Source organism: Tritonibacter mobilis F1926 (genome assembly GCF_000376545.2).
GTDB classification, from domain to species: Bacteria; Pseudomonadota; Alphaproteobacteria; order Rhodobacterales; family Rhodobacteraceae; genus Epibacterium; species Epibacterium mobile.
The window spans coordinates 75,026-101,198 of the sequence record NZ_CP015233.1; the positions used below are offsets into that span (position 1 = coordinate 75,026).

Genomic DNA, 26,173 nt, shown 5'->3' on the forward strand with positions numbered 1-26,173 from the left:
CCATGAAACGACTGGCTCCCGCCCTTGCAGTCACGCTGGCCTTGTTTCCCGCGGCGCAAGCTGTCGCCGATGCGATCCAGATTGATGTCCGGAAGACAAACGGCTGCGGCTGTTGTCTGTCCTGGATGAAGCACCTCGAGGAAAGCGGATTCGCGCCGACAGGCGAGGACATGTTCGGGGGATCTCTTGTGCGCTTCAAACTCGACAATGGCGTGCCTCAGCGCATGGTCTCCTGCCATACCGCTTTGGTCGACGGCTACGTGATCGAAGGCCACGTGCCGGCGGCTGACATCCAACGCCTGCTGGAGGACCGGCCAGACGCGGTAGGCCTGGCGGTGCCGGGGATGCCCTACGGGTCACCCGGCATGGGACCGGAGGACGACCGGGAGGCTTACGATGTCTTCCTGATCCACGAAGACGGATCGACCGAGGTCTACACCAGCTACTCGGCTCCTGACTGAACTCGCGGCAGAACCTTAACAATTGGAACCCCTCTCCCCCATAGCGCTTGGCTTTCTTGGAAGCCTGGCCGCCGGATCACTGACCGCGGTCGGGGCGGTCCCCGTTCTTTTTGGGCGCATCCCGTCCCGGGCCACGCGCGATCTGCTGCTTGGCTTCGCGGCGGGTGTCATGCTCGCGGCTTCGTTCTTCTCGCTGATCATCCCGGCTCTCGACGCAGCTGAAGGACAGTTCGACAACGGTGCTCTCCCGGCGGCCATCGTTTGTGTTGCGATCCTACTTGGCATGGGCGCGGTCGCTCTGACGAACGAACGGCTGCCGCATGAGCATTTCAAGACGGGGCGGGAAGGCCCAGACTCTGCTTCGCTGCGCCGCGTCTGGCTCTTCATCATTGCGATCACGATCCACAATTTCCCCGAAGGACTCGCCGTTGGTGTCGGGTTCGGGGCTGACGGTCTTTCTGGTGGCTTGCCACTTGCGATTGGCATTGGGCTGCAAAACGCTCCCGAGGGTCTCGCCGTAGCGGTCTCATTGCTTGGTGAAGGATATTCTAGGCGCCGTGCGTGGGGCATTGCCGCCCTGACAGGTCTTGTCGAGCCGTTAGGCGGGCTTCTTGGGGCTGGGATCATCAGCATCTCGCAGCCGCTGTTGCCATGGGGCCTCGCCTTCGCCGCCGGGGCGATGCTCTACGTCATCAGCCACGAAATCATTCCCGAAACCCACCGTTCCGGCCATCAAAACAGGGCGACACTCGGTCTCGCAGTCGGCCTCGTGATCATGTTGTTCCTCGATGTATGGCTGGGATGATGAGATGAAACTGAGCCATTTCCAAGGTTTCATAGCGGCTGGAACTGCTTTTCTTGTCGATCAGGTGACAAAAGCAATTGTCGTCGCCAATGCGTCAGATTTGAGCGCCGGAATTCCGGTCTTCCCCGGTTTCAATCTTATCTATCTGCGCAACGATGGAGTGACGTTTGGATTGCTTGGTGGAGCGCCATGGTGGAGCCTTACGGCGTTGGCCCTCGCTGTCTGCGGCTGGTTGACAGTCATGTTGTTGCGCACTGCCAACCCGGTTGAGGCTATCGCCTATGGTGCGATTATCGGTGGCGCGCTCGGCAACGTCCTCGACCGCATCCGGTTTCGGGGTGTGACGGACTTCCTCGATTTCTACGCCGGATCCACACATTGGCCCGCCTTCAACATGGCGGATGTTTTCGTGGTCGGCGGCGTGGGCCTACTGTTCATAGCCTCTTGGTTGAACGCCAAGTTCCAGACTGGCACATGATGACGGGCTTGCGTCCACTGACGGGTCGTGGCCGTTACATTCCCATGCGATTAGGGATTAGCTTTATGGCGGGCGGTTTAACGGTTTTAGCCCTTCCGCCATTCTCATGGCTAATAGTTGTTCCGGTCGCCTTCTCAGCACTTTTTCTCATGCTCCGGCAGGTTTCGACAGCGCCTGCCTTCTTCATCGGCTGGGCCTTCGGAATGGGCCAGTTCGGGTTTGGAGTTTCCTGGATCGCCGAGAGCTTTTACGTCGATTCCGAACGTTTCGGTGCCCTTGCGATCCCGGCAGTCGCGGGACTGTCCGCCGGACTGGCCATATTCCCGGCGATTGCGGCGATGTTATTTGCCACCATCATGCAGCGCCGTGCTGTCGTCGGCATTACGTCAGGTCTTCTGCTTGCAACCTACTGGCTTGCCGCAGAATGGCTGCGTGGTCATGTCCTGACGGGATTTCCCTGGAACCTTGCCGCTTATACCCTTGTCGAACATGCCGCCCTGCGCCAACCCGCCGCCTGGGTCGGAAGCTATGGGCTAAGCTTTCTCACGGTCTTTATCGGGCTGTTGCCCGGTGTGCTGATTGTGGCGGCACCAAACAGACGCGTGCCTGTTCTCCTGCTCTTCGCCGCTGCGGTGATGGGCCTCTGGGGTGGCGGCGCGCTGCGTTTAGGGACGAATGTGCCTCCGACGGACAGCGCTTTGCGCATCGTCCAAGGCAATGTGCCGCAAGTCGAGAAGTGGGCACCGGGCAGCCGCGAGCGAACGCTGGAAAAATATTTGGGCTTGTCGGCGCAACCTGGACGCTTCGACCTGCTGCTGTGGCCGGAAACGGCCTTTCCCGGTTTTCTGGACGAGGACGCCTTGGCGCGTAGGCGGCTATCCACGGCTCTGCCAGACGGCAGGATCCTTTTGACAGGTGTGCCAGACCGTGTAGAGGGCGATGGGGGAACCCTATATTTCAACACGGTTCAGGCCTATGACAGCAGCGGCGAGGTTCTGACGGGATATGCAAAACATCATCTTGTTCCGTTCGGGGAATATGTGCCCCTGAAAGGCTGGCTGCCCATTGAACGACTGACCGAAGGTTTGGGCGATTTCACGCCAGGATCAGGGCCACGCACGCTGGCGATCCCGGGTGCGCCTCTGGTCGCGGTGGCGATCTGTTACGAAATCATTTTTCCGAGCCAAGTAGTCGATGACCTTTTTCGCCCCGACTGGATTTTCAATGCAACAAATGATGCCTGGTTCGGTACCACCATCGGCCCCGAGCAGCACCTCGCCTCCGCGCGCATGCGCGCGGTTGAAGAAGGGCTTCCTGTGGTCCGGGCGGCCAACACCGGGATTTCCGCGGTCATCGACGCCAAGGGAGAGATCATCGCGCGCCTCGAGACCGGACAAACTGGAGTCATAGATGCCAGCCTGCCGACAGCGCTTGCGCCCACACCTTACGCTCGTTTCGGTGATTGGACATTGCTGGCGCTCATCTGTGCGGTCTGGGCCCTAGCCTTTACCGTCGGATTGGCCGGACGACGTTTCAATTCAGAAAAATCAAAATCGGAGGACTCGTGATGCTGGTGCTCGCAGGCTTTGTCGGAGGGGCGCTCTGGGGTGGCTATCTGGCGCAACGGCGGAAAGGGAACCGCCTGGATATACTTCAGTACGCGACAGGCTTCGGTATTGCTTTCGGCCTACTCGCTTTTTTCGCCTCGGTGATCCTCTTGCGCATCACGTCTTGAGATTGCTTTGGGACCGGCAACGAATTGAAACGACTGTTCAACATATTACTGTACTTACTCTTGGCGGTTTTTGCATCAGGACTGGCCGTATCCGGTGTCGTCTACTTTCTTTTGCGCGCCTCCGTCCCCGACTATGACGAGGACTTCAGAGTTGCGGGAATCGGAGGACCAGTCGATATTCTGCGAGATGCTGCGGCCATACCGCACATTTCTGCAGACTCTGCTGCGGATGCCTATTTCGCGCTTGGTTTCGTTCACGCTCAGGACAGGCTTGGCCAGTTATTGCGGGCAAGGCGGGCAGCGCAAGCCTTGTTGCCACTTGACCAGACGTTCGAAGTCGAGCCTTCGACAGCCCAGGCGCTCGACGCATATGCCGCAGGTGTCAACGCGTGGCTTGGTCTGGTATCCGAAGGCGGGCGCGGCAGAGGCTCACCCGATCTGTTGATCGCGGATGAGAGAATGATCGCAGCCTGGAGACCCGTCGATAGTCTCAGACTTGCTCAAGCGTTTCTGAACGATCTTCAACCCGAGAGTCGCCAGAGTGACCTGTCCGGCTTGTCAGACCGACCTTTTTTGCCCGAGCTGTTTGTGACCTCGCCCAAGGTCAGCCTCGATGCTTGGGCGTTGCCTGGAGACAGAACAGCTATGGGAGCACCAATTCTCACCGCCGATATACGTGGCCCCTTATCGCTGCCTTCTGAATGGTACCTGGCGGATATTCAACTCCCGACCGGAGCCGCGATTGGGGCTACAATGCCGGGTGTGCCCTTCATTGTCGTTGGTCGCAGCGAACGCGTCGCTTGGGCGTTCCGATCTCTGTCACTGAATGCCCTGAAAGAGCCAGTGAGTCCCACCGCTGCGAAGGCCGGAAATTTTCTGGTGATGCTTGACCGTGTGGTGCGGTCCGCCGATGTGAACGATGCCATGGACGCAAGCATGAACCTGGCACCAGCCGGATTGGAGATTCTTGCGATCGACCGAGATACCCTTGCTCGCTGGCCTGACAGGGAGGTCGAAACCCTTTTATCGTTTCGAGACGCCCGTCTGGCTGCTCTTGATGAGCGGCAGCCGATATTCTCGGTCGAGGGCGCGATTGCGGTGCAGCGCGACACGGTCAGCGCTGCCGCGCGGGCGCTTCTTCCTCTAATGGCAAGAGAGCTCTGGTTCGTGGGTTCCACAGGTGCTCTCGAAGAAAACCGCGCAGATAAGCTTCGCGGCGTTATTCTGAATCAACTTGCCCAATGGAATGGCGACATGGATCGCTTTTCACCGGAGCCGCTCGTGTTCTGGGCCTGGGCGCGCGCGTTGCAAAAACGGATACTTCAGGATGAATTTCCATCCGCGACGAAGGTCTGGGCCATGCTAAATGCCGATGTCCTATTTGCGGTGCTTTCAGATCGGGGAGGAAGCGCAATCTGGTGCGACATCCGCCCGTCCACCCGCATCGAGACCTGCCAGGATCAGGTTCGTGCGGCCCTGGATGATGCCATCGGCTGGCTTATCGACCGCAACGGACCCGATCCGTCCGCTTGGGTCTGGGGCGAAGCACACTCTTTGAATATGAGATGGGCGTCAATCCGATCGAGCGGGATCATCAGCGATCTGCTGTCTCTCGAAGCCCCATCTTCGGGCGCTCCCGACACACTGATTGCAACATTGTTTGCTTCTGACGATGACCTCCCGTTCGCGACCAGCGCGGGCACAAATTTTCAGGCGGTCATGTCGTTTTCGGAAGAAGCCGGTTCCTATTTCATCGCCCCCGCCGGTCAGTCCGGCCACCCGCTCTCGCGTTTCTATGAGAACCTGTTTCCAATGTGGATGCAGGGCAAATATCTCGCGATGTCCACTGATCTGTCATTGGCTCGGGGTGGCGCAGTGGGAACATCCCGACTTTCACCGGTATCCTTCGACAAGCTGACAATACAAGGTGACATGAGCCGATGATCACTTACTTCTTCCTTTTCGACCCGTTTGGATATGCGATTTCGCCAGTGTCGGTTGTTTCCGTCAGCTTGGCGGGCTGGTTCTACATGCGCGGCCTCACGCGATCCGCTCGAATTCGCGGGGCGGTTTCTATTTGGCGGCCGGCCCTGTTTTTCGTTGGCTTGACCTGCATTCTCGCGGCCACGAATGCGCCTCTGGCTTCTTTGGGGCACAGCCTCTTCTCGGTGCACCAGGTAGAACATCTTCTCCTCCGCCTTGCAGGACCACTGCTCATCGCGGTCTCGCAGCCGTGGCGATTCCTGCAAGTCAGTTTGAACAGACGGTGGCGTCGATACCTCGGCGCGCTTGGGAAATCTTTTGTTGTGCGGTTCATGGCACATCCGGTAACCGCGACTGCCTTGCTCATCGCGGCGCTCTTCGTCTGGCAGTTTCCGGTCCTCTACGGACTTGCGCAGCGCATCGCGGTGATCGAGATGTTCGCGCACTTTGCGATGGTGCTGGCTGGGATCTGGTATTTTGGCATGCTCTTCGACCCGAGAGATCCCCCTGAGGGCGCGAGGCGCGGCGCAAGGCTGATCTCCAGTTTTGCGGTGATCGTTTCAAACATTTTTCTGGGTTCCTTGACGACACTCAAAGAGGTGAGCCTCTATGCCTCCTACCAGACGGCGGCAACCGGGTTGCTCGATCCCCTGTCAGACGAAACCATGGGTGGCTACACGATCTGGGTCCCGTCCTCGATGCTGATGATCGCCGCGATCATTCTGGTCATGAACGGGTGGAACGCGGCCGAGGTGCGTCGCTGGAATTCACGATACGAGTTGGTGCGAGGCTCGAACTCCGCGGCGCTCGAGTTTCCGGAAACGGCCGAAGAATTGCGTCTGAAAGTGGCAAAGCCAAACCGCGACATGGGCCGGACGCTCGCCATAGGCGCCTTGGTCATGTTCTTCATCGTCATGACGACGGTGGTGACTATTGTCTATGCGCTTTGAACAGAGGAGCAAATCAAAGGTTGTACCCACGTCTTTTCCCGCGATCGACATTTTCGCTGCACCGTCGTCGCAGTCAGAGATTTTGGGCACACTATCTCGGGCTGGCCAAGCTCAGAGGACACGAACGATTTTCTGCACTAAAGTTGACCATCAGAACAGACCCACCAGCCTTTGACTGCTGACGCCGCCGCCTCCTGAGTCTTGCTTTGCTGAATTTCGCGAGAACTTGATGCTGCGCTACTTGCCGCTCTCAGATTGCAGGAGGGCGTGTTCGAAGGCCTCCAGCGTGGTCGTGCTGACGTGATGCTCGATCCCCTCCGCATCGCGTTCCGCAGTCTCTTCGTCGATTCCCAGGCTGAGGAGAAACGCGACGACGATCCTGTGCCGCCGGCGGCAGGCCTCGGCCAACTCCCGACCGGCATCCGTGAGGAATATGGCGCGGTAAGGTTCCCGCCGCACCAGGCCAGCAGCTTTGAGTCGCGAGATGTTCTTGGTCACGGTCGGCGGCTTCACTCCAAACCGTTCGGCGATTTCCACCGGCCTTGCCTCTCCGCGCGACTCGATCAGTTCGGCGATCAGTTCAACGTAATCTTCCGCCATTTCGCTCTCATGTGCCTGACGCACGGTCGCGAATCCCTCAGCCTGTGCTTCGGGAGCCCTGTCGACAGTTTCGAACGGTTCATGTTCCTGTGATTGCAGCTTTGTCATAATTGGGACTTTGCAGGGAAACTGCAGGATTGACAACTTGTTTGCATAGGGTAGATAAATTAGCCGTGGCTAACTTTGAAGTTGGGAGACCACGGTGATTCAGAAATCCCTTGGAGCGTTCATTGCCGCACTCGCAAGTGCGCTCGTCCTGTCCGGACCTGTCGCTGCGACGCCCGCCAAGGAGGCCCCATGGCTTCCAGAGGCGGCGGCCTACCGGTTGACTCTCTTCCTCGCGAATCTCGAACCGCTGCCCTGGTATGACGTCGGGACCGCCTGGGCCGAATCCTACCGGGGTTCGGAATTCGCTGTCGGTGCATTGGCATGGCTGAACGGCAGCAGCGACATTGGACCCGCGCCCCTTCTGAACGCCATAACTCGCAAGGACCGCCAGGCGGTCTTCGCCGAGGCGACGCGGCTGATAGCGCGCAGGATCGACGAGGAACTGGACCGGGCAGTCATGGCCGACGACCCTGCACGTGCACAGCAGGCCGTGCGGACAGCTCGAGAACTCTATCGCGCATTCGCGGACGGTATCGCGGCTGCTGATCCCGACGCTTCGAGACGCATCGGCCTCGCCTGGCTGGAACTCAACAGCAGCACAGGCTCCGCCGGTGTTCTTGGTGCTGGTGCCACACCCGCGAGTCGCAAAACCATGGAAGCCGCGCGCGAAGTCATCTCCGGCTATCTCGCCGAGAATTACCTCGTTGACGATTTCGCGCCCCGCCGGACGCTGAGCGCGCTGCCGGAAACTGTTGTCCTGAGTGGCCGCACCATCGAGGTGCCGCCAAGCCTGCCGCCCGGGTCTGACATGTTCGATCAGGATCCGCTGCCGCGCCTCGTCCTCAATTTCGAGGAGCAGGGCATCGACGAGACCGACCTGCCTTTGGTGGCATATGGCGACATGTTGTTCGACAGCGCGCAAATCTTTGGCAATCCGGCGCAGGACCTCGGGGTCGCTTGTTCGACCTGTCACAACCGCTCGGACGTCAACCAGCGGCTTTTCATTCCGGGTGCGAGCCATCAGCCAGGCGCGATCGATGTCGATGGCGCCTTCTTCAATCCGATCTTCAATGACCGGCGCGATGATCCGATTGACATCCCCAGCCTCCGTGGCCTGCGTTTCACCGGGCCCTACGGCCGCGATGGCCGCTTCGCCTCCTTGCGTGATTTCACCCGCAACGTCATCGTCAACGAGTTCGGCGGCGATGAACCGACGCCCTTCATGCTGGATGCTCTGCTCGCCTACATGCTCGAATTCGACTTCCTGCCCAACTCCATGCTGACACCGGATGGTCAGCTGACCGAAGCCGCTCCCGAGGCCGCGCAGCGCGGCGAAGCGATCTTCAATACGCCCTTCGCGGCGCTCGGCGACCGTTCCTGCGCCAGCTGCCACGTCCCGGACACGAACTTCCTGGACCGGCAGGCCCATGATATCGGCTCGGTTGCGTCGGCCTACGATGGCGCCCGCACCGGTGCGATGGATACACCCACGCTGCTCGGCACGGCCTACACCGCACCCTATTTCCATGACGGATCTCTGCCGACGCTGGCCGCTGTCGTGGACTGGTTCGACGAATCGAAAGCGCTTGGGCTGACCGCGGCGGAGAGGGCTGACCTGACGGCCTATCTGGAGACCGTGGGCGCAGCGGATGAGCCCTATGAGGCATTCGACGCCGAGAACACCGCCTTCCGGCTGGCATTCTCCGAACTGACGACATTCGCCTCGACGCTCAATACGTTGCTGCCACAGAGGGATGCGGAGCATATCCTGCTGCTGACCGACACCGTCGCCGCGGACCTTTCGGCGGACGCCAGCACAATGTCGAACTTGGCTGCGCGGCCCGAGGTCTACGCGTTGGCCGAGCGGCTGGCCGAGGTCGGTGCCGCCGTGCGCGGTGAAGACTGGGTGGCCGCCGAAGCCAGTTGGGCCGCGTTCAAGTCCGAAGCCGACGCAATCGAAGAGAGGGCATTCTGATGGCAATCCATCTGAATCGCAGAACGATGTTGGCACTGGCCGGTGCGGGCGCAGTATCGCTCGCAACCCCGTTGGCCGCGCAGGACACTGCGTTGCGGCTGGCTTTCATCCCGCAGGAGAACCCCGAGAAGCTTCTGGGGGACATCGAGGCCATCACCGGCTGGCTGGCTAGTGAGATCGACGTCCCCGTCGAAGGGTTTGTTACCATCGACCATGCGGCAGCGGTCGAGGCGCTGCGCAATGGCGACGCGGATATCTCCTTCATGGGCGCCCTGCCTTTCGTCCTGGCCGAGGCCGAGATCGGTGCCGTGCCGCTCCTGTCCGAGGTCTACCGCGACGCGCCGAGTTATACGGGCCGCATCTTCGTGCGGCGCGACAGCGGCATCGGCGCGCTCGCAGACCTGCGCGGGCGCGACATCGCCTTTGCCGATCCGATCTCGGAATCTGGCTATCTCTATCCGCTCGCCGAATTCGTCGAGGCTGGGCTGATCGACGGTCCGGGCGCGGCGGAGGCATTCTTCGGCCGCGTCTTCTTCGCAGGCGGCTATCAGCAGGCCATGCAGGCGATGGCCGAAGGTCTGGTCGATGCCGCGGGTGCCAGCCAGTATGCGGACCTGCTCCTGACGCCGCAGCAGCAGGCACAGGTGACATGGATCGCGGAAAGCCCGCCAATCCCGAGCCATGTCGTGATCGCGCGACCCGGGTTGGATGCCGAGGTGCAAGACCGCTTCACCAACGCGATGCTGCAGCTCAACGAACCTGAGAACCGCGACAAGCTGCGCTATCTCTACGGGCCGGACGGCTATGTCAGGGCCGACTCCGCCGCCTATGGCGGCGTGCGCGACATGGCACGGCGATATGGGCTCCTGGAATGAACATTGCGATCCGGATCGACGACCTGAACTTTGCCCATCCGGGCGGGAGTGTTCCGGCGCTGGAGCGGGTCTCGCTTACAATTTCGACCGGCGAAAGCGTCGCTTTGCTCGGCCCGTCCGGGGCAGGAAAAACAACGCTGCTGGCATTGCTCGACGGCAGGCTTCAGGGCTGGCGCGGGCGCGTTTCAGTCTTGGGTGCGCCGCTCGATCCCGACCAACCGCCGCCGCGCGCAAGCCGACCTGATACCGGTTTCGTGTTTCAGGAATTCGCCTTGGTCGAACGCTCCACGGTTCTGCGCAACGTGCTGAACGGCCGCCTAGGCCGGATGGCGCCCCTGCGCGCCCTGCTGGGGTCGCCAACGCCACATGATCTCGACATTGCGCGCACAGCCCTCACCGATTGCGGCATTGCCGATCTCGCCGAACGCCGGGTCGACAGTCTCAGCGGCGGCCAGCGGCAGCGCGTGGCCATTGCGCGGTGTCTCGCGCAGGAGCCACGGCTGATCCTCGCCGACGAGCCGGTGAGCAACCTCGACCCCACCCGCGCTGGGGAGGTCTTGGCGCTGCTGACCGGGGCGGCGCAAGCGCGCGGCGCAACGGCGCTGTTTTCCTCGCACCAGCCCGACCTGGCGCGGCGTTTCGCGCAGCGCATCATCGGCATGCGGGATGGGCGGATCGCCTTCGATGTACCGACCTCCGAGTTGAACGATGATGCGACGGCGGAGCTCTACCGCGAGGTCGAACCATTGCCCGGTCTCAGCCTCAGGGCGGTGTCCTGATGCAGTTTGGCGGGTTTGGCGGGTTCGTTACCAGCGCCCTGATCGCCGGCGCGATCCTCTGGTCCTTCGCCACGACTGATGTCGAGTTGTCGCGTCTCGTTTCGGCCGGTCCGCGGATCGCTGACTTTCTCGGGCGGATGTTCCCGCCCGATCCGACAGTGATGGCCGAGATCAGGAAGGGCAGCGCGGAAACGCTGAGAATAGCGATCCTCGGTTCCCTCGGCGCTGTGATCCTGTCGATCCCTCTGGCCATCCTCGCCTCCGAAACGATGGTATCGCCTGCGGTGTTCCGGCCGATCCGAACGCTGCTTGCCTTCATCCGGGCGATTCCGCTGATCCTCGTGGCCATGCTCATGGTGGGCGCTGTGGGGCTCGGGCCGCTGCCCGGCATCATCGCGGTCGCCTTTCATGCAACGGGGATGCTCGCCAAGTTCTATGCCGAGGCGATCGACGGCGTGTCCCGCGCGCCGATCGCCGCACTGGAAAGCGCGGGCGCCGGGCCGCTCGTGCGGCTCAGATACGCGATCTGGCCGCAGATGGCGCCGGTCGTCGCCCGCGACACGATTTTCCGGTTCGAGTTGAACCTGCGCGAGTCGCTGATCCTCGGCATTGTCGGCGCGGGCGGGATAGGCTTTTACATCCAGACCTACGTGCGCTCTTTCCAGTATGATAAGGCGGCCAGCGTCACGATGGCGGTCGTCGCCATGGTCATCGCCATTGAGGCGATCAACGTCGCGCTGCGGCGCCGCTTCACCTGATCCTTAAGCGTATATGTCGATCGGTGTCCCGTCCCTGACCATGGCATAGATTTCCTCGATCTGGCGGTCAGTGACGGCGATGCAGCCTGCTGTCCAGTCGCGGACATTCATTGGGTCAGTCCCCTTGCGCGGTCCGCCGTGGATGAAAATGTCGCCACCGGGCGACTTTCCTTGGGCCTGCGCAAAAGCGATGTCTGCCGCGTTGGGATATGAGATGCCGATTGACAGGTGAAAGAGGCTGTCCGGGTTGCGCCGATCAATCACGTAGGAACCCTCCGGCGTACGGCCGTCCCCCTCGAACTGCTTGTGACCTTCGGGCGCGAAGCCTAATCCGATGGGATAGGTCCGCAAGACGTCATCCGCCCCGTCCAAAACCAGAAACCGCTCTGCCTTGTACATGCGTAGCCGGGCCACTTCGGGTCCGTTGTACGACCGGAACTTGCTGGCACAGCCTGACAGGAAGGCGGCAAATCCGCCCATCAAAAAGGCGCGCCGTGGAAATCTGGTGTTTGTCACTGCTCGACGCCCCTTTTTGCGAGGTCTGTTGGTGCCAGAGGTTACTCTAACGAAGACGTCGGATCAATGACCGTGCGCCAGTGCTCCCTTCGCCATCTGCTCGCCCACCGGTTCACCGCCCGAAGGCCCGTCCTTGATCCGATGCCCGTTCAAAAGCCGCAGCGCATTGGCGACCACCAACAGGGATACGCCTACATCCGCAGCGATGGCGCCCCACATCGAGGCCATCCCGAACGCGGTCAGCCCGACGAACAGCGCCTTGGTTGCCAGCGATATACCGATATTCTGGTGGATAATCGTCATTGTCCGGCGAGAGTGAGCAATCAGCCACGGCACTCGAGCCAGATCGTCGGTCATCAGCGCGATATCGGCCGTCTCGATGGCCGCGTCCGAACCGACAGCCCCCATGGCGATGGCATAATGCGCCCGCGCCATCGCCGGTGCGTCGTTCACGCCGTCACCGATCATCGCCACCATGTCGTGGGTTGCCACCAGTTCCTCGATGGCCGTCACCTTGTCTTCTGGCAAGAGATCGGCACGCACCTCGTCAATGCCGACCTCGGCCGCCACTGCACGCGCGGTGCGCTCGTTATCGCCGGTCAGCATGACGATTGTCTTCACGCCCTGCGCGTGTAGGCGCGCAACGATCCCCTTTGCATCTGGGCGGATGCGGTCGCGAAGCTCCAGTACGCCGGTCACGCCGGTCTCGTCACCCACGGCAACGAGGGTGCTCCCTGCCCCTTCGATCCGATCCCGCAGATCCGCCGGAATGGCATTGCCGAACCCCTTCTCTTCGGCGAAGCGATCCGAGCCGAGCCAGATAGCGCGCCCGTCGGCGCGTCCTTCCAGACCGCGCCCGGGCACGGTGCGGGTGTCCTCTGCGGCAGACACGGAAACACCATCGGCTTCGGCGCGCGAGAGGATGGCGCGTGCCAGCGGGTGTGAAGACCGCGCCTCCAGACTTGCTGCCAGCGCCATGAGATCGCGTGCGGAAACGCCGACCAGTGGGTGAACCGCCGCCACCTCAGGCTCGCCCATGGTGATCGTCCCGGTCTTGTCCATCGCCAGTGCCGTGGTCCGCCCCGGCGCCTCGACATAGGCGCCGCCCTTGATGAGCACCCCCGCCCGCGCCGACGCGGTCAGCGCCGCCACGATAGAAACCGGCGTAGAAATGACCAGCGCGCAAGGACATGCGATGACCAGAAGGACCAGAGCATTGTAGAACCAGTAGTCCCAGGCGCCGCCGAGCAGCAGTGGCGGCACCAGCGCGATGGCGATCGCCAAAGCCATCACGATGGGTGTGTAGATGCGCGCGAACTTGGCCACCCACTGTTCGACCGGCGCGCGGCGGGCATGGGCATCGCCCACCATGCGAATGATTTTCGCGAGCACCGTGTCCGAGGCGGCCTTCGTCGCCCGCACCGTCAGTGTGCCCTCGCCGTTGATCGTGCCGGCATAGACCTCGTCGCCGGGTTCCTTGGGCACTAGCGCGCTTTCCCCAGTAATTGGGGCCTGATCGACGGCCCCTGCCCCGTCCACGACCTCACCGTCGAGGGGGATCCGGTCGCCGCCGCGCACGATAAACCTTGCATTGACTGCCACGGCCGCGGCCGGAACGTCGGATTCAGATCCGTCGTCGTAAAGAACCCGCGCCGTTGGCGGCGCCAGATCGAGGAGAGATGAAACCGCGTTGCGTGCGCGACCGACACTCCAGCTCTCAAGATAGAGCGACAAAGAGAAGAAAAACGCGACCGTCGCGGCCTCGAAGAATTCGCCGAGCCCGATGGCTCCTGCAACGGCCACCACCATCAGTAGGTTCATGTCTGGCGAAAGTCGCCGCGCCGAAGACCATGCCTTGGGCGCAACCAGCCAGACCCCAAAGAGGATCGCGACGGCGAAGATCCCTGCTTCCGCCATAGGCATAGGCACCTCGCCATGCCCCGCAAAGAGCCCGAGCGCGCCGCCCATGCCGGTCTCGACAATGTGAAAAAGGAATCCCGCCGCCCAGAAGCCGCCGCTCAACGAGGTAAAGCGCTTCTGACGTGCCAGATGCGCGGCCTGATCCTCTGCTGCGTTGTCGGCGTCCCACGGTTTTGTGCTCATGCCGGTACTCGCGACCAGTTGCGAAACCTCGTTGTCCGAAATTCCGACTGCGGTATCCAGAATCGTCATCCGACCATTGATGACATCGAACGCCAGATGCTCAGTCCCGCCGACTTTTGGACCGACCACCCTATTCAGGATTGCCACCTCTTCGGCACAATCTAGACCGGAAACTTGAAAACTTCGCCCATTCGAGGGGATGGATTGTGCCGGTCCCGTGTTGGCTCCAGCACCGCAGCACGCAGCACCTTTTCCATGAGAGTGGGGAACTACGCTCGCATGTTTGTGATCATCACCATGATCGTGACTGCAGTCAGAGCTGTGCTTGTGGTCGTGGCGGTGGCCATTGGAAGACATGGGATTGACCTCGGGATTCGTTCATTCCACATTGAGATAGCCCCTACAGTAACTAGAGCTTCAAGAGCAAAAACAGAAACTTGGTCAAATAAGGACACAGACCTGCGGAACCTTGAAACGCGCCGCTAAGTCTGAGGACGCGGCTGACCTGCCAAAGAGTGAGATAGATATGCTTCAAAAATATGCGGTGATCATGGTTGCAACATTGGCCCTGGCTGGCTGCGCGGTGCCTTCTAAGGAAGACAACGATCCATTCAGGATCGGCAATGTTCCAGAATCTGTCGCAGCCCTCGCTGCACCCGACCAGGATCTCATCACGGCACGGCTACGTCCCGAAGATAATTGCTATTGGTATGCCCATAGTGGGCCGGTGGAAACGACCTTGGTCCCGTTGCGATCAGCAGGCGGCAATCCCATCTGCGTCGCGCGCCAATCCTGATTGACGCGTTCAAGCGTCGGATTGACGGCGCGGCTTGGGTCAACTCTGCGGAGTCACGCTGTCCTCGGCCGAATATAGGAACGCCGTCGAGCCAATCTCCACATTCGGATACAGATCGTTTATGTGCGCCATGACCATCCGGACGCAACCGGAACTGGCTCGGCCGCCGATGCTTCGCGGCTGTGGTGTACCGTGGATGCGCAGATAGGTGTCTCGGTCCCCGACATAGAGATAAAGCGCCCGTGACCCGAGCGCGTTCTCAGGTCCGGGTTCCATACCGTCAGCGATGTCGGCGTAGAGCTCCGGGTCGCGGTCAATCATGTTCTGTGTTGGCTGCCAATGCGGCCACCTGACCTTGCGCTTGATCGTGTAGACGCCTGGCTCATAAAGTTTGCCACGAGCAATCGCTACGCCATAGCGCATCGCCGTGCCGCCTTCCTCGATATGGTAAAGATAGCGCGCGACAGCATCGACATGGATGTCACCGGCCACAAGACCATCTTTAGTTATAACCCGCTGCGGCAGAAAGCGCGGGTGCAGGCCCCACGGGTTTGATGTGGCTGGGTTATAGCCCGGCGGTGTAATCTGTGCATCCCAAGCCGCCTTTTCCGCTTCAGTGGGCCAGGTGTCAGCGAGGAGCGGACTCGAGATAGACGCCGAGAACAATGCGGCAGTCGTCTGGATGAAGTGTCGTCTTGTCAGCATATAGATTGCTCCGTTCACGCATTGGACGGCAAACCGAACCTTACCCCGAACGCAGTGTTGTTCGCCCGGGAAAGAGTGAGGCGTTATTGGCAACTTGCTCCATGGTGCCGTTCTATGTCGGTGGCTTAACTCCTAAAGCTACTAGAGGTTCAAGAGAAATTTTGATGCCAGACGATCTCGGTAATACTTCGGGCCCGTTCGTTTCTTTATCAGTCTAAGCGCTGTCACGATCTGTGGGGTGAAACCAGGCTACTGCCACGATGCCGGGCCTCGTCTTGATCTTCGCTTCAATTGTGATCCTTAACTCGCTATGCCGAGCAGTTAAATTGAGCGCTTTCAATAATGGGTCTTTTCAACACGTTTGGCAGCAAGCCCCATATAAAATTTTGCCTCACGCGGAAGTGGTCGTGATGACGTGCATTGGGATATTATCGTTCACGCTTCGCGATAATTGTCACAAGCCCCAACACCTTCTGCGACCACATCAAGCAGGGCGTCTACATCATTTAAAAGAGCTGCTATGCGCGGACTGCTGATCCGGTAGCGAATGAAGCGCCCATCGCGGTCGCTGGCGACAAGTCCGCAATCCAGAAGGCATCGCAAATGATTTGACACGTTGGGCTGCGATAGCCCTGTGCGTTTGACGATCTCGTGAACAACCAACGGTCCTTCACACAGCACGCCTAGTATCGCCAGTCGGCTCGGGTCGGCAAGACCGCGAAAGAGCTTTGCCCTACGCTCGATGCCAGCGGCCGCAGCATTGCGGTCGGCGAAGACTTGCATCATATCACTCCTTGCTGATATGTTTGAACTTGATCCACTTTAGCAGGAGTATTGCACCGATGGCCAACACCGAAAGCACCGGATCGACAGCAGATACGCCGCCCCTCCGTTACCGGGTTTCCGGAATGGATTGCGCCAAGGATGCCGCCCAGATCGAGCGGGCGGCGCAGTCTGCGGGTGTCGCGCCCGACGCAGTGAAAGTATCAGCGGCGACCCATATCATGACTCTGAAAGTCCCTGAAGCAAGCCTGCCGGAGATTGAAAAAGCCGTTGAGACAACGGGATATGGGTTCGACCGCATCGAGAGCGACGAGGACCTTCAGCAAAGTGCGGCCCATCAGGACCCGGGCTACCGCCGCGCGCTCTGGATCGTCGTGATTCTAAATGTCGGTTACGGCGTTCTGGAAATGATTGGTGGGTTTCTTGCCGGGTCACAGGCGGTGAAGGCCGACGCGCTGGATTTTATTGGTGATGGCGCGATCACCTTCCTCGGCCTGCTGGCCATCGGTTGGAGTCTTCTCTGGCGGGCGCGGTCGGCCCTGATCCAAGGCATCTTCCTTGCCCTGCTCGGTCTTGGCGTCTTTGGGACAACCATCATGCGGGCATTCGAGCCGACAACCCCAGACGCCACGCTGATGGGGCTTCTGGGCCTGATTGCTCTTGTGATCAATGTCATCTCCGTGCTGCCGTTGCTGCAGTACCGGAAGGGGGACGCGAACATGCGTGCCGTCTGGCTGTTCTCGCGCAACGACGCCATTGGCAATGCGGCAGTCGTTGTCGCGGCCGGTCTGGTGGTTTGGCTGGGTAGCGCGTGGCCCGACCTCATTGTCGCCTTCGGCATCGCCGGGTTATTCCTGCATTCTTCCTGGTCGATCATCCGCGATGCACGCTCCGACTTGAAGGCGGCGGCATGAACAACCGCGTTCTGGGTGGGCTCTGTGCGATTGCAGCTTTCGGTTTCGATCAGGGCACCAAGGCGCTTGCCCTGAACACCCCGGCGCTTGAGAACGGGGTCGAGGTTCTGCCCTTTCTCAACCTCGTGCGGGTTTTGAACGATGGGGTCAGCTTCGGTATGCTCGGCGGGGTCGTACCCTGGTGGGGTCTGGTCGCACTTGCTGCCGTGGTCGTGGCATGGCTGCTGATCTGGCTATGGAAGGCTCCGGACGGGCTGACAGGTGCGGCGCTCGGTCTGATCATCGGAGGCGCGCTTGGCAATATCCTTGACCGTCTGCGCTATCAGGCCGTCCCTGACTTTCTCGACTTCCATTACGGGTCATACCACTGGCCGTCCTTCAACTTGGCTGACGTGGCGATCTTTTGTGGGGCAGCATTGCTGTTCTGGGACAGCTTTCGCACCTCGAAAGTCAGGCCGGAAAATCGGGAACAAGACAATCGCAAGGGAGATGTCACGGGGGGATAACAGCTAACAGGCAAAGAACTTTGGGAGGGAATTCGGCTTGAGATTTTTGGATTGGATTGACCGTGGCATTCACGGCATCGGCGTCGTGACTGCGTGGCTGACAGTTGTTTCGATTGCTGCTTATGGCGCGCTTCAGATGCTGGATCGCAAGCTACAACTTGGCGTGTCAAGCTATTTGCCCGACCTGTCCACGTCACTGCTGTTCATCCTGATTTTCTTGACCTTTGGGTATACCTATCTGCGCGACGGTCACGTGCGCGTTGATGTTCTTCGCAGACATTGGTCCGCCCGCCGCATTGCGTGGATCGAACTGATTGGCGGCCTTTTTGTCCTTCTGCCGCTCGCCGCCATCCTGACCTACTACGGATGGGACGGTTTGATGCGCACCACGAAATACGCGGAAACCCAGTTGTGGGCACAACGCATTGCCGGGGTCATCGGCCCCATCCTGCTGGCTCTTGCCGGGATGATCGTAGCCCTTCGCAACATCGCCTTTCTGACAGGGAGACGTGCGCAAGGTGCACCGGAACAAGCAAGCGGCCTGCACAATGGTGAATGAGGTCTTCACGGTTGCCATGCTTGTCGTGATGGCGATTGGGGTTTTCAGTGGCTTTCCGGTGGCGCTGGTGCTCGCGGGGACAGGCTTCTTGGGGTTTGTCGCTGCGGTTTGGGTGGGGATCATTGATTTTCAGCATCTGGGGCTGATCTACCTGCGGGCCCGTGGTGTACTGACCAATGAATCAGTCCAATTCACCAGCGTTCCAATGTTGATTTTTCTTGGCCTGATCCTGAATGCCAGCGGGATTGCCGAAACCATGTTTCGCTTGCTGGGGCGTCTTCTGACAGGCGTTCCCGGTCGCTACGCCATTGCGACTTTGCTGATCGGCCTCGTTCTTGCGCCCGCCGCCGGGGTGATCGGTGCTTCCGTCATAACTGTGGCGTTGGTGGCCTATGCCCCGATGATGGCGTCGGGCTACGCACCGCGAACCGCAGGAGGCGCTGTCGCAGCTTCTGGAGCATTGGGTGTCGTGTTCCCGCCAGCCGTGATGCTGTTCTTCATCTCGAACGTGTTCTATCTGCGCATCGGATTGATGTATGTGGCCCTCATCGTACCTGTGCTTCTGATGGTCATGGCCTTCGCGGTCTACTTTGCGGTCACGTTGAGAAAAACGGTCGAAATCCCGCTGGACACACCCAAGACCAATCTTGTGTCAGACCTCTTGTTTGTACTCGCGTCTGTCGCGGTCATCGCATCCATTCCGCTCAGCATCATTCTGGGCTTTGCGACACTAACAGAGGCGGCTGGAGTAGGGGTTTTTGGCGCGCTATTGGTCGCGCTGGCGCGAAAGCGCTTGTCTTTCTCATCGTTGAACTCTGTCACGGTGCAGACAAGCACGATGACGTCGATGGTCTTCTTCATCGTATTGGGCGCATCGGTATTCTCGCTCAGTTTCCACCTGGTCGGTGGACCGGACGTCATCTTCGAGTGGATATCCGCATTCGATCTCACCCGGTGGGAACTGTTGGCGATCCTCCTTGGCGTGATCATCATACTTGGGTTTGTTTTTGACTGGATCGAGGTGCTGCTGGTCTTTGTACCCGTACTGATGCCGATTATTTCAGATCTCGACTTCGCAGATCACGTCGGCTCTGCCTACTTTGCGCAGATCTGGATCGCTGGCCTGATTGCGTTGGCCTTGCAAACGTCCTTCCTGACGCCTCCCTTCGGCTATGCCCTGTTTTTTGCTAAGATGGCGGCACCGAAGGGTATCAACCTATCCGATATCTATCGCGGAGCGGTACCTCTTGTTGCCATTGAGATCGTATTGATCGTGGCGCTGATCTCGTTTCCTCAGCTTATCACTTGGCTCCCCGAAATGGCCCTTGGGGATGCGGATGCGCCGCAGCTGATCCAGCGGTGACAGATGTTATGGGCGCGGACGCCGTGCTTTCCTTCGGAGCGGCACTGCTGTTTCGGCACCGTGCCCGCCCCGCGAACGGCGAGGCAAAAAAGGCCAGAAAAAGAGAATAGAAACAGGAGGATAGCCGATGTCTAGCATGCCATCTGCAACAGGCTTTGACAGCACACTCGCCCTGCTGCGCAACCCGTATGGGTTCATTCGGCAAACTTGCCGCCATCTCGACGCAGACCTCTTCGAAACGCGCATTCTTCTTCACAAGACAATCTGCATGACTGGCGCTGCCGCGGCAGAAGCCTTCTATCGGGAAGAGCAGCTGATCCGCGAAGGCTCGATGCCAAGCCGCATACAAAAGACCCTATTGGGTGAAGGCGGCGTTCAGGGATTGGACGACGCTACCCACCAGCACCGCAAGAAGATGTTCATGTCGATGATGGGGACCGAGCATATAGCCGCGCTTCAGGGCATGTCACTTCACATGCTGGACAACTTTGCGCCGGACTGGGAGGCGAGGAACGAAGTCGTTTTTTACGACGAAGTGCGCGAAATGCTCACGAGAGCCGTTTGCGCCTGGTGTGGGGTTCCGATTCCCGAGGCGGAGGTGGCGACCCGAACGGCGCAGCTTACATCGCTTTTTCAGGACGCCGGTGCCATCGGCCCGAAACATTGGGCCGCGCGACTGGCGCGCCACCGCCTGGAAAAATGGGCAGCACGGATGATCCAACAGGTCCGCGATGGCGAGCTTCAGCCGACGCAGGAAAGCGCCCTTCATTTCATCGCGACATGGCGCGATCTCGACGGGGAGTTGTTGAACCCCAGGGTGGCCGCCGTAGAGTTGCTGAACGTCTTGCGTCCGACCGTGGCGGTGTCTGTATTCATCGTGCAGACGGCGCACGCCCTGTACAGGTACCCAGAATGGCAGGAGAAACTGCGGAACGACGAAGGACTGCTCGAACCCTTCGTTCAGGAGGTCCGCCGCCTCTATCCATTCTTTCCTGCGGTCGCGGCACGAGTCAAAAGTACTTTCGAGTGGCAAGGGTATCGCTTTCCCAAAGGACACCGGGTTCTGCTGGACCTCTATGGTACGAACACCGATCGGCGTTCATGGGATGCGCCACTTGAGTTTCGGCCCGAACGGTTTCGGGGCCGCGCCGAAAACCCCTACGACTTCATTCCACAGGGCGGCGGCAACCACTACACGAACCACCGCTGCCCGGGTGAATGGATCGCGATCAGTCAGATGAAGGCGTTTTGCAGGTATCTTGTGAACGACATCGACTACGATGTGCCGGATCAGGATTTGGAGCTTGACCCAGGAGAGCTGCCATCACTGCCCCAGAACCGGTTCATCATGCGCAACGTCAGGCGTCGGCAGTAGCTTCGGCCTCACCCGGCCCGACCGACCGCGCATCCTTCGTGGCCTCGAACGCCTCCCACGCAACGTAGGGCACGATCAGAAGCGCCGCGACCGGATCGGCCCACCACCAGCCCATCCATTGCGTCAGACCGATTCCGGCCAACACCACAATGGTCTGGTATTCGCAGATCATGGTATCCTTGGCATCATATTTCAGGGCGGGTGAATCGAGCCGCTTGCCGTAGCGATACTTGCCCCAGGCCAATAGCGGATTGACCACTAAAGAGACAAACAGGATCGCGATCCCCCACCAATTGAAGCCCGGTGCCTCCTGCGAGATGAAGGCGGACACCGCCTCGTAGAGGATCGCGGCGACGACGATCCAGAAAGCACAGGCGACCACATAGAGCGCGACCTTCTTGCGATGCAGGACCGTGCGCTTGTCGCCACCGTCCTTCTCGGCCTTCAAGCGCCAGATCAGCGTCCCGGCTGAGGTGGCTTCGACCGTGCTGTCGAAACCCCAACTCACTAGTGCGGCGCTGCCGGTCAGAAGTCCAACGGTGACGGATACGACGACCTCGATCAGATTGTAGACAAGGCTGGCGATCTCGACGCGGATGCCGCGTGTCAGATTGGTTTGTCTATCATTTTTCTGCTTGCTCATGATGCGGTAACCCCTGATATATTCTATAAGTTCCCGCCGAGAGTTGGTTACCTTGTCATCAGTATCTCGCCATTTGGAAGCCGACATTGTTCTCCTTCTAAGCTGCCTCAATAAAGGCGAGCTTGCCCCTCATACATGAAAACAAAGGGTTTCGGACCTTTCGCGTAGCCGGTGTCGAGCCGCTCCATGCGGAAGCCGTTCTGCTCGACCAGAGTGTCTGTCTGGCGGTCAAGGTGACAGTTTCCGGCACAACGTTTCCAGGCAAGCGTGAGCCAGCGCTGCCAACGCTGGACGCTGGGTTCCGGCGCTGTTCCATGCTCGACGAAGCGGAAGACGCCGTCAGGTTTGAGAACGCGCTGGATCTCGGCCAGCACCTTCTCCGGTTCCGACACGCTGCAGAGCGTCCAGGTAGCAATCACGCAGTCAACGCTGCGATCTTCCAGCGGCAATGCTTCGGCCACGCCCTCGATCATCTCCGTTGTCGGTGTCAAGCCCTGAGAAGCCTCCGCGGCCTGATTAAGGAGTTCCGGCGACGGGTCCACACCGACGATCTGATCCACGGCGTCGGGGTAGAGCGCGAGGTTCAGGCCCGAGCCGATCCCGATCTCCAGCACGCGCCCCTTCGCACCTGAGACTGCGCGCCTTCGGTAGGGAAGAAGCTGTTCCTGACCCATGGTGAGATGCGTGAGGCCCGGAAGGATGTGTTTTTCGTAGAACCGCATGAGCTGTTATCCTATTCGTCCAAGAACCGGAAACGCATCAAGCATCCAGTACGACAACGCGCTCAACTGTCCCGTCATCATCGCCACGCCCATGAGGATCATGACGACGCCCGCAATCTGGTGAAGGCGACGGCCGACCCGGCCGATGGCGCGGAGCCGGCCCGCGATCTGATCGGTGAAACCGGCAACGATCAGAAATGGTATCCCGAGGCCAGCGGAATAGACGGCAAGGAGCATGACGCCTTCGCCCATCGTGGCGCTGGCCGCGCTGGTTGTCAGGATCGCGCCAAGAATTGGGCCGATACACGGCGTCCAACCGAAACCGAAAGCAAGACCGAGGACATAGGACGCAGCGGGTTGGCCCCCGGGGATGTTGAGATTGAACCGGAAATCGCGTTCCATCACTGAAACACGCGCGGCCCCGATCATGAAAAGCCCGAAGACAATGATGATGCCGCCCCCAACGAGGTTGAGTTCATACCGCCACCGAAGAAGGGCCTGACCCAATGCTGTCGCGGATGCGCCAAGCCCCATGAAAATGGTGGAGAAGCCGAGGACAAAACACAGGCTCAGCCAGACCGCGCGCGACGGCGAGGCCGCAGCCGCCCCGCCTTCAGCGGCTGTGCGCCCGGCCACGTAGGAGACATAACCTGGCACAAGAGGCAGCACGCAGGGAGACAGAAACGATATCGTACCGGCCAAGAGCGCGGCGGTGAGGCCCAGAAGCGAGATATCTACCATGAATCACCTTCACCCCTGAAAAGTTTGCGCAAGGGCACTCTTGTGGCAGCCCGATATGCCAGGGTCGGAACGATGATCCATTGCAGCAGGGGCGTGAGACCGGCGTCGATGACGGGTACCACCGGCATGATGTCGCGATAGGCCCAGGCCGCCCGGATCACGATGTTCAGCCACTCGCTGAAGATCGTGTAAGAGACGCCCAGGGCCACGGCCAGAAGCAGGACGCGCCCTGCGCGTTCCGACGGCCATGCGTGCCCTCCGACAAGAAACAGGGCGAGCAAGAGCGTGCTCATGGCGATCAACAGGTCTCCGCCGGTGCAGTGCACGACCGCGAACGCAATTTCTCCCCAGGTGCCTTCGACCCAGATCGTGTAGAGCGGGATATGTGCCATTTCCCAGATCAGATGACCGACGGCGGTATAGACAATGTATCGGCGGATGACGGACAGCCATCCGGTATCGCTTGTCTCAAAGGTTTCTGTGTTTGCTGTCATGCTGGGGGTCCGTTCTTCGATTAATGCGCGTTTGTCAGGCCGTTGACGTACAGGATCATGTTGATGTGCCGGAAAGCGGAACCCGCAAAGACCCCGGCATGGCGGTTGCCGCGCGCGATAACATGCACAAGCGGAGCCTCGGAATCGTCTGGCGCAATCGCGCGATACTGATCGATCAGACTCTCTATTGGCTCTTGTGCGCGAGCAATGACCACGTTCTCGCCAATCGGTCCGGGAACCGGATCACTGGCGTCGGTCACCACAAGGAAGGTCACCATGTCCAGCATGGGAGATGCATTCACTCCGCCCCTCACCTTTTCAAGAAGTGCCTGCTGATCAGCACAGGGCAACCCGCAGTTGGACGGTACAAAACTAAGAACGACGACCTGATCGGAGAGGCTTTCCAAGACCAACGATTCTCCGTCAGGGCCGAGAAGATCCAACGCAGGAAGTTCGTTGAGGTCAACGGCAGTGAAAGCAGGTTCTTTCTGTGCCATCACCTCGTCAAGACGGTCGCCAGGATGATCTGCGTAGGCCGGGCGGCCCGCGACGAGGGCTATCAGCAGGAGTATGTTTTTCATGACTGTTACTCCTGCGGTCCCATTGCGCCCGGCCCGAGAACCGGGACGCTGATTTCCATTCGGGCACCCGATGCGAATGTCAGGATCAATGGCAAATCGGTGCCTTCTTCGAGTTTTTCCGACAGGCCCATCAGCATCAGATGCATGCTGCCGGGCGCGAGGGTCACTGGTTCTCCGGAGCGCAGGTCCAAAGCGTCGATCTCGACCATTCGGTTAACGCCATCATCACCAGTATCGACAGCATGAATCGTGACGTTCCCAGCGATCGGCGTCGTGATCGCGACCAGTTGATCACTCTGGTCGCTCGTGAGCGTGAGATAGGCCGCTGCCGGGCGGGAGGCCAAGACGCTCGCGCGGGCCCACCCGTCCGATATCGTCACATCGGCCGATGCGAAAAACGGCCAGAGAGTTAGCGCGGTTGCAAGTATCGTGATCTTCATTTGGTAAGTTCCTTCACTCATAACTTTTTACGGATTTCCTGCGCCAGCACCTCGGGCGGCTGACCGCCTTCCTGATAGACCGCCTCAAACTCGCCACCGGGCTGCATGAGGTAGATGTATCCGGCATGCGCCATGAAATAACCGTCCGGCGCGCTGTCGTCCTCGGTCCGCTCGTACCATGCGCGGAAATTTCTGTTGGCCTCGGCAACCTGCGCTTCGGTTCCGGTCAAGCCAATCAGGCTTGGATGAAAGACTGATACATACTCCGCCATGACCGGCACTGTGTCGCGTTCCGGATCGACCGTGATGAAAATAGGTGCTACCTGGGCCGCATCTTCGCCGAGCAGATCCAAGACGCTGGCCATGTAGGCCAACGTGGTGGGGCAGATGTCCGGGCAGTGGGTAAAGCCGAAGAAAACAAGTTGCCAGCGGTCGGCGTAATCGGCCTGGGTCACCTCTTGCCCGGTGTGATCCGTGAGGGAAAATTCGGATCGAATATCCGCCTCACCCGAATAGCGGACGGCCTTCGATCGGTTGCCAAGATAGTTATCCAAAGCCCAAAAGATCGCTAGCCCAGCGAGCGCAGCAGTTATCGTGCCCCACAATATGGTTCTCAGGAGCCGCGATTTCGGAGGGGTTTCACTGGGTTCAATCGACATCTCCGGCCTCCGAAATCAGGGCCTGAAGATCGGCCTTTTCCAACAATCCAGGAACAAGTGCCTCCCCGATCATAAACGTCGGTGTGCCGGATATTCCAAGCTTCCGTGCGAGATCGTGAGACTTTGCGATATGGGCATCGACTTCAGGCGCGTCCATATCTGCCTGCAACTGGTCGTAGTCCAGCCCTGCCTGCTCGGCGGCTCGCCTGATCATGACAGTATTGGCGCGCGGCTGTGCCATCAGGGCTTCGTGGAAGGCCTCAAACTTGTCCTGTTGTGTCGCCGCCAGCGACGCTCGAGCCGCCAGCTCGGAGTCGGGTCCGAGAATTGGCCACTCCCTCATGATGATGCGCAGGTCGGGATTCTCCTCGATTAGTTCGAAAAGGACCGGGGCCGCGCGTCGGCAGTAGGGGCAGTTGTAGTCGAAGAATTCGACAAGCACGATGTCGCCCTCAGGATTGCCCATCACGCCGGTGTTCGGGTCCGCCCGCAGGAGGTCACCCACGCGCTGAAGCGCAGCCCGTTGTTCGGCCTGGGCTTGTGCCTGAGCCTCTTCCTGGAATGTCAGGAGCGTGTCCATCAGAACTTCGGGGTTCTCGCGGATGGTTTGCAGGATCAAGGCTTTGATGGCCTCTTGCTCAACCTGATCGAGCGGCGTCGATTGCTGGGCCAACGAAATCGTGGGCGTGGAAATCAGCGCCCAGAGGAAGACCGCAAACACGCGAAGGGCAGTTTTGAGTATCATCTATTTTTCCCTGTCAAATCG

The 26,173-nt window shown here is 60.0% G+C and carries 30 protein-coding genes; 17 read left to right on the forward strand and 13 right to left on the reverse strand.

All coding sequences use genetic code 11. The features are described from left to right. The first annotated feature begins 2 nt into the window (after nucleotides 1-2). The 7 genes from K529_RS22525 to K529_RS22550 all read left to right on the forward strand — a co-directional run bounded on the left by K529_RS22525 (nucleotide 3) and on the right by K529_RS22550 (nucleotide 6,412). Nucleotides 3-461 (forward strand): DUF411 domain-containing protein, encoded by a 459-nt coding sequence (locus K529_RS22525; protein ID WP_005647566.1) that lies wholly within the window; start codon nucleotides 3-5, stop codon nucleotides 459-461. 22 nt (nucleotides 462-483) lie between these two features. Beyond that, nucleotides 484-1,266 carry a ZIP family metal transporter gene (locus K529_RS22530; protein WP_005641394.1) on the forward strand — a complete coding sequence of 261 codons (783 nt, stop codon included), beginning with the start codon at nucleotides 484-486 and terminating at the stop codon, nucleotides 1,264-1,266. Beyond that, entirely contained in the window at nucleotides 1,250-1,744 is a 495-nt protein-coding gene (gene lspA / locus K529_RS22535) for a signal peptidase II (RefSeq protein WP_005641392.1), read from the forward strand. The genes K529_RS22530 and lspA (K529_RS22535) overlap by 17 nt, the downstream gene beginning before the upstream one ends. A 65-nt stretch (nucleotides 1,745-1,809) precedes the next feature. Next, nucleotides 1,810-3,312, forward strand: a complete 1,503-nt coding sequence (lnt, locus tag K529_RS22540; RefSeq protein WP_227512264.1) for an apolipoprotein N-acyltransferase — start codon at nucleotides 1,810-1,812, stop codon at nucleotides 3,310-3,312. After that, nucleotides 3,312-3,479, forward strand: a complete 168-nt coding sequence (locus tag K529_RS23775; RefSeq protein WP_005641387.1) for a hypothetical protein — start codon at nucleotides 3,312-3,314, stop codon at nucleotides 3,477-3,479. The genes lnt and K529_RS23775 overlap by 1 nt, the downstream gene beginning before the upstream one ends. Before the next feature lie 24 nt (nucleotides 3,480-3,503). Next, nucleotides 3,504-5,423, forward strand: a complete 1,920-nt coding sequence (locus K529_RS22545) for a penicillin acylase family protein (RefSeq protein ID WP_040643110.1) — start codon at nucleotides 3,504-3,506, stop codon at nucleotides 5,421-5,423. After that, nucleotides 5,420-6,412 (forward strand): cytochrome c oxidase assembly protein, encoded by a 993-nt coding sequence (locus K529_RS22550; protein WP_005641377.1) that lies wholly within the window; start codon nucleotides 5,420-5,422, stop codon nucleotides 6,410-6,412. Before K529_RS22545 ends, K529_RS22550 begins: the two co-directional genes overlap by 4 nt. A gap of 237 nt (nucleotides 6,413-6,649) precedes the next feature. Here K529_RS22550 and mntR read toward each other — a convergent pair whose 3' ends face one another. Next, the gene (mntR, locus tag K529_RS22555) at nucleotides 6,650-7,120 is read right to left on the reverse strand and encodes a manganese-binding transcriptional regulator MntR (protein ID WP_005641374.1); all 471 of its coding nucleotides are present in this window, start codon (nucleotides 7,118-7,120) and stop codon (nucleotides 6,650-6,652) included. Nucleotides 7,121-7,214: 94 nt separating this feature from the next. Here mntR and K529_RS22560 point away from each other — a divergent pair, with 94 nt between their 5' ends. Genes K529_RS22560 through phnE form a run of 4 tightly spaced genes read left to right on the forward strand, consistent with a single transcriptional unit; the run spans nucleotide 7,215 to nucleotide 11,507 of the window. Then, nucleotides 7,215-9,095, forward strand: coding sequence for a cytochrome c peroxidase (locus K529_RS22560; protein ID WP_046002645.1), 1,881 nt, complete (start codon nucleotides 7,215-7,217; stop codon nucleotides 9,093-9,095). Continuing rightward, on the forward strand, nucleotides 9,095-9,970 hold the full coding sequence (locus tag K529_RS22565; RefSeq protein ID WP_046002644.1) for a phosphate/phosphite/phosphonate ABC transporter substrate-binding protein: 876 nt from the start codon (nucleotides 9,095-9,097) through the stop codon (nucleotides 9,968-9,970). The genes K529_RS22560 and K529_RS22565 overlap by 1 nt, the downstream gene beginning before the upstream one ends. Next, nucleotides 9,967-10,749, forward strand: coding sequence for a phosphonate ABC transporter ATP-binding protein (locus K529_RS22570; RefSeq protein WP_046002643.1), 783 nt, complete (start codon nucleotides 9,967-9,969; stop codon nucleotides 10,747-10,749). Before K529_RS22565 ends, K529_RS22570 begins: the two co-directional genes overlap by 4 nt. Beyond that, a complete protein-coding gene (phnE, locus tag K529_RS22575) occupies nucleotides 10,749-11,507 on the forward strand; it encodes a phosphonate ABC transporter, permease protein PhnE (RefSeq protein WP_046002642.1) in 759 nt (252 codons plus the stop codon). The genes K529_RS22570 and phnE overlap by 1 nt, the downstream gene beginning before the upstream one ends. 3 nt (nucleotides 11,508-11,510) lie before the next feature. On the opposite strand, the gene K529_RS22580 is transcribed toward phnE, so the two are convergent. Together K529_RS22580 and K529_RS22585 are read right to left on the reverse strand one after the other, a co-directional pair. Continuing rightward, nucleotides 11,511-11,987: a L,D-transpeptidase family protein gene (locus tag K529_RS22580; protein WP_040643433.1), complete on the reverse strand. Its 477-nt coding sequence runs from the start codon at nucleotides 11,985-11,987 to the stop codon at nucleotides 11,511-11,513. A gap of 99 nt (nucleotides 11,988-12,086) precedes the next feature. After that, nucleotides 12,087-14,483 (reverse strand): heavy metal translocating P-type ATPase, encoded by a 2,397-nt coding sequence (locus tag K529_RS22585; protein WP_438873632.1) that lies wholly within the window; start codon nucleotides 14,481-14,483, stop codon nucleotides 12,087-12,089. A 169-nt stretch (nucleotides 14,484-14,652) separates the two neighbouring features. Here K529_RS22585 and K529_RS22595 point away from each other — a divergent pair, with 169 nt between their 5' ends. Beyond that, entirely contained in the window at nucleotides 14,653-14,922 is a 270-nt protein-coding gene (locus tag K529_RS22595) for a hypothetical protein (RefSeq protein WP_005613342.1), read from the forward strand. Between the two features lie 39 nt (nucleotides 14,923-14,961). Here K529_RS22595 and K529_RS22600 read toward each other — a convergent pair whose 3' ends face one another. Both K529_RS22600 and K529_RS22605 read right to left on the reverse strand, forming a co-directional pair. Continuing rightward, the gene (locus K529_RS22600; protein ID WP_005613343.1) at nucleotides 14,962-15,627 is read right to left on the reverse strand and encodes a L,D-transpeptidase; all 666 of its coding nucleotides are present in this window, start codon (nucleotides 15,625-15,627) and stop codon (nucleotides 14,962-14,964) included. A gap of 435 nt (nucleotides 15,628-16,062) precedes the next feature. Next, nucleotides 16,063-16,413 (reverse strand): ArsR/SmtB family transcription factor, encoded by a 351-nt coding sequence (locus tag K529_RS22605; protein WP_005613345.1) that lies wholly within the window; start codon nucleotides 16,411-16,413, stop codon nucleotides 16,063-16,065. Between the two features lie 56 nt (nucleotides 16,414-16,469). Here K529_RS22605 and K529_RS22610 point away from each other — a divergent pair, with 56 nt between their 5' ends. From K529_RS22610 to K529_RS22630, 5 genes are all read left to right on the forward strand, one after another. Further along, nucleotides 16,470-17,324: a cation transporter gene (locus tag K529_RS22610; RefSeq protein WP_005613346.1), complete on the forward strand. Its 855-nt coding sequence runs from the start codon at nucleotides 16,470-16,472 to the stop codon at nucleotides 17,322-17,324. Continuing rightward, on the forward strand, nucleotides 17,321-17,830 hold the full coding sequence (lspA, locus tag K529_RS22615) for a signal peptidase II (RefSeq protein ID WP_005613347.1): 510 nt from the start codon (nucleotides 17,321-17,323) through the stop codon (nucleotides 17,828-17,830). Before K529_RS22610 ends, lspA (K529_RS22615) begins: the two co-directional genes overlap by 4 nt. 37 nt (nucleotides 17,831-17,867) lie before the next feature. Then, complete coding sequence (locus tag K529_RS22620; protein WP_005613348.1) at nucleotides 17,868-18,389, forward strand: TRAP transporter small permease subunit; 522 nt, start codon at nucleotides 17,868-17,870, stop codon at nucleotides 18,387-18,389. Beyond that, nucleotides 18,349-19,752 carry a TRAP transporter large permease gene (locus tag K529_RS22625; RefSeq protein ID WP_227511956.1) on the forward strand — a complete coding sequence of 468 codons (1,404 nt, stop codon included), beginning with the start codon at nucleotides 18,349-18,351 and terminating at the stop codon, nucleotides 19,750-19,752. The genes K529_RS22620 and K529_RS22625 overlap by 41 nt, the downstream gene beginning before the upstream one ends. Before the next feature lie 127 nt (nucleotides 19,753-19,879). Continuing rightward, a complete protein-coding gene (locus tag K529_RS22630; RefSeq protein WP_005613350.1) occupies nucleotides 19,880-21,127 on the forward strand; it encodes a cytochrome P450 in 1,248 nt (415 codons plus the stop codon). Here K529_RS22630 and K529_RS22635 read toward each other — a convergent pair. From K529_RS22635 to K529_RS22670, 8 genes are all read right to left on the reverse strand, one after another. Then, complete coding sequence (locus tag K529_RS22635) at nucleotides 21,111-21,770, reverse strand: cation diffusion facilitator family transporter (protein WP_175543425.1); 660 nt, start codon at nucleotides 21,768-21,770, stop codon at nucleotides 21,111-21,113. The two genes, K529_RS22630 and K529_RS22635, sit on opposite strands and share 17 nt — an antisense overlap. A gap of 107 nt (nucleotides 21,771-21,877) precedes the next feature. After that, a complete protein-coding gene (locus tag K529_RS22640) occupies nucleotides 21,878-22,492 on the reverse strand; it encodes a class I SAM-dependent methyltransferase (protein ID WP_005613352.1) in 615 nt (204 codons plus the stop codon). 6 nt (nucleotides 22,493-22,498) lie between these two features. Continuing rightward, nucleotides 22,499-23,233, reverse strand: a complete 735-nt coding sequence (locus K529_RS22645) for a cytochrome c biogenesis CcdA family protein (protein ID WP_005613353.1) — start codon at nucleotides 23,231-23,233, stop codon at nucleotides 22,499-22,501. Then, nucleotides 23,227-23,727, reverse strand: a complete 501-nt coding sequence (locus K529_RS22650) for a hypothetical protein (protein WP_005613354.1) — start codon at nucleotides 23,725-23,727, stop codon at nucleotides 23,227-23,229. Before K529_RS22650 ends, K529_RS22645 begins: the two co-directional genes overlap by 7 nt. 20 nt (nucleotides 23,728-23,747) lie before the next feature. Further along, entirely contained in the window at nucleotides 23,748-24,308 is a 561-nt protein-coding gene (locus tag K529_RS22655; RefSeq protein WP_005613356.1) for a hypothetical protein, read from the reverse strand. A gap of 5 nt (nucleotides 24,309-24,313) precedes the next feature. After that, the gene (locus K529_RS22660; protein WP_005613358.1) at nucleotides 24,314-24,748 is read right to left on the reverse strand and encodes a copper chaperone PCu(A)C; all 435 of its coding nucleotides are present in this window, start codon (nucleotides 24,746-24,748) and stop codon (nucleotides 24,314-24,316) included. A 17-nt stretch (nucleotides 24,749-24,765) separates the two neighbouring features. Then, nucleotides 24,766-25,407, reverse strand: coding sequence for an SCO family protein (locus K529_RS22665; RefSeq protein WP_005613360.1), 642 nt, complete (start codon nucleotides 25,405-25,407; stop codon nucleotides 24,766-24,768). Further along, nucleotides 25,397-26,152 (reverse strand): DsbA family protein, encoded by a 756-nt coding sequence (locus K529_RS22670; RefSeq protein ID WP_005613361.1) that lies wholly within the window; start codon nucleotides 26,150-26,152, stop codon nucleotides 25,397-25,399. Before K529_RS22670 ends, K529_RS22665 begins: the two co-directional genes overlap by 11 nt. Nucleotides 26,153-26,173 lie beyond the last annotated feature (21 nt).

Coding starts and splice junctions, on each gene's coding strand:
- K529_RS22525 (WP_005647566.1), top strand. CDS start 3: ATGAAACGACTGGCTCCCGCCCTTGCAGTCACGCTGGCCTTGTTTCCC.
- lspA (WP_005641392.1), top strand. CDS start 1,250: ATGTATGGCTGGGATGATGAGATGAAACTGAGCCATTTCCAAGGTTTC.
- lnt (WP_227512264.1), top strand. CDS start 1,810: ATGGCGGGCGGTTTAACGGTTTTAGCCCTTCCGCCATTCTCATGGCTA.
- K529_RS23775 (WP_005641387.1), top strand. CDS start 3,312: ATGCTGGTGCTCGCAGGCTTTGTCGGAGGGGCGCTCTGGGGTGGCTAT.
- K529_RS22550 (WP_005641377.1), top strand. CDS start 5,420: ATGATCACTTACTTCTTCCTTTTCGACCCGTTTGGATATGCGATTTCG.
- mntR (WP_005641374.1), bottom strand. CDS start 7,120: ATGACAAAGCTGCAATCACAGGAACATGAACCGTTCGAAACTGTCGAC.
- K529_RS22565 (WP_046002644.1), top strand. CDS start 9,095: ATGGCAATCCATCTGAATCGCAGAACGATGTTGGCACTGGCCGGTGCG.
- K529_RS22570 (WP_046002643.1), top strand. CDS start 9,967: ATGAACATTGCGATCCGGATCGACGACCTGAACTTTGCCCATCCGGGC.
- phnE (WP_046002642.1), top strand. CDS start 10,749: ATGCAGTTTGGCGGGTTTGGCGGGTTCGTTACCAGCGCCCTGATCGCC.
- K529_RS22580 (WP_040643433.1), bottom strand. CDS start 11,987: ATGGGCGGATTTGCCGCCTTCCTGTCAGGCTGTGCCAGCAAGTTCCGG.
- K529_RS22585 (WP_438873632.1), bottom strand. CDS start 14,483: ATGTCTTCCAATGGCCACCGCCACGACCACAAGCACAGCTCTGACTGC.
- K529_RS22595 (WP_005613342.1), top strand. CDS start 14,653: ATGCTTCAAAAATATGCGGTGATCATGGTTGCAACATTGGCCCTGGCT.
- K529_RS22600 (WP_005613343.1), bottom strand. CDS start 15,627: ATGCTGACAAGACGACACTTCATCCAGACGACTGCCGCATTGTTCTCG.
- K529_RS22605 (WP_005613345.1), bottom strand. CDS start 16,413: ATGATGCAAGTCTTCGCCGACCGCAATGCTGCGGCCGCTGGCATCGAG.
- K529_RS22610 (WP_005613346.1), top strand. CDS start 16,470: ATGGCCAACACCGAAAGCACCGGATCGACAGCAGATACGCCGCCCCTC.
- lspA (WP_005613347.1), top strand. CDS start 17,321: ATGAACAACCGCGTTCTGGGTGGGCTCTGTGCGATTGCAGCTTTCGGT.
- K529_RS22630 (WP_005613350.1), top strand. CDS start 19,880: ATGTCTAGCATGCCATCTGCAACAGGCTTTGACAGCACACTCGCCCTG.
- K529_RS22635 (WP_175543425.1), bottom strand. CDS start 21,770: ATGAGCAAGCAGAAAAATGATAGACAAACCAATCTGACACGCGGCATC.
- K529_RS22640 (WP_005613352.1), bottom strand. CDS start 22,492: ATGCGGTTCTACGAAAAACACATCCTTCCGGGCCTCACGCATCTCACC.
- K529_RS22645 (WP_005613353.1), bottom strand. CDS start 23,233: ATGGTAGATATCTCGCTTCTGGGCCTCACCGCCGCGCTCTTGGCCGGT.
- K529_RS22650 (WP_005613354.1), bottom strand. CDS start 23,727: ATGACAGCAAACACAGAAACCTTTGAGACAAGCGATACCGGATGGCTG.
- K529_RS22655 (WP_005613356.1), bottom strand. CDS start 24,308: ATGAAAAACATACTCCTGCTGATAGCCCTCGTCGCGGGCCGCCCGGCC.
- K529_RS22660 (WP_005613358.1), bottom strand. CDS start 24,748: ATGAAGATCACGATACTTGCAACCGCGCTAACTCTCTGGCCGTTTTTC.
- K529_RS22665 (WP_005613360.1), bottom strand. CDS start 25,407: ATGTCGATTGAACCCAGTGAAACCCCTCCGAAATCGCGGCTCCTGAGA.
- K529_RS22670 (WP_005613361.1), bottom strand. CDS start 26,152: ATGATACTCAAAACTGCCCTTCGCGTGTTTGCGGTCTTCCTCTGGGCG.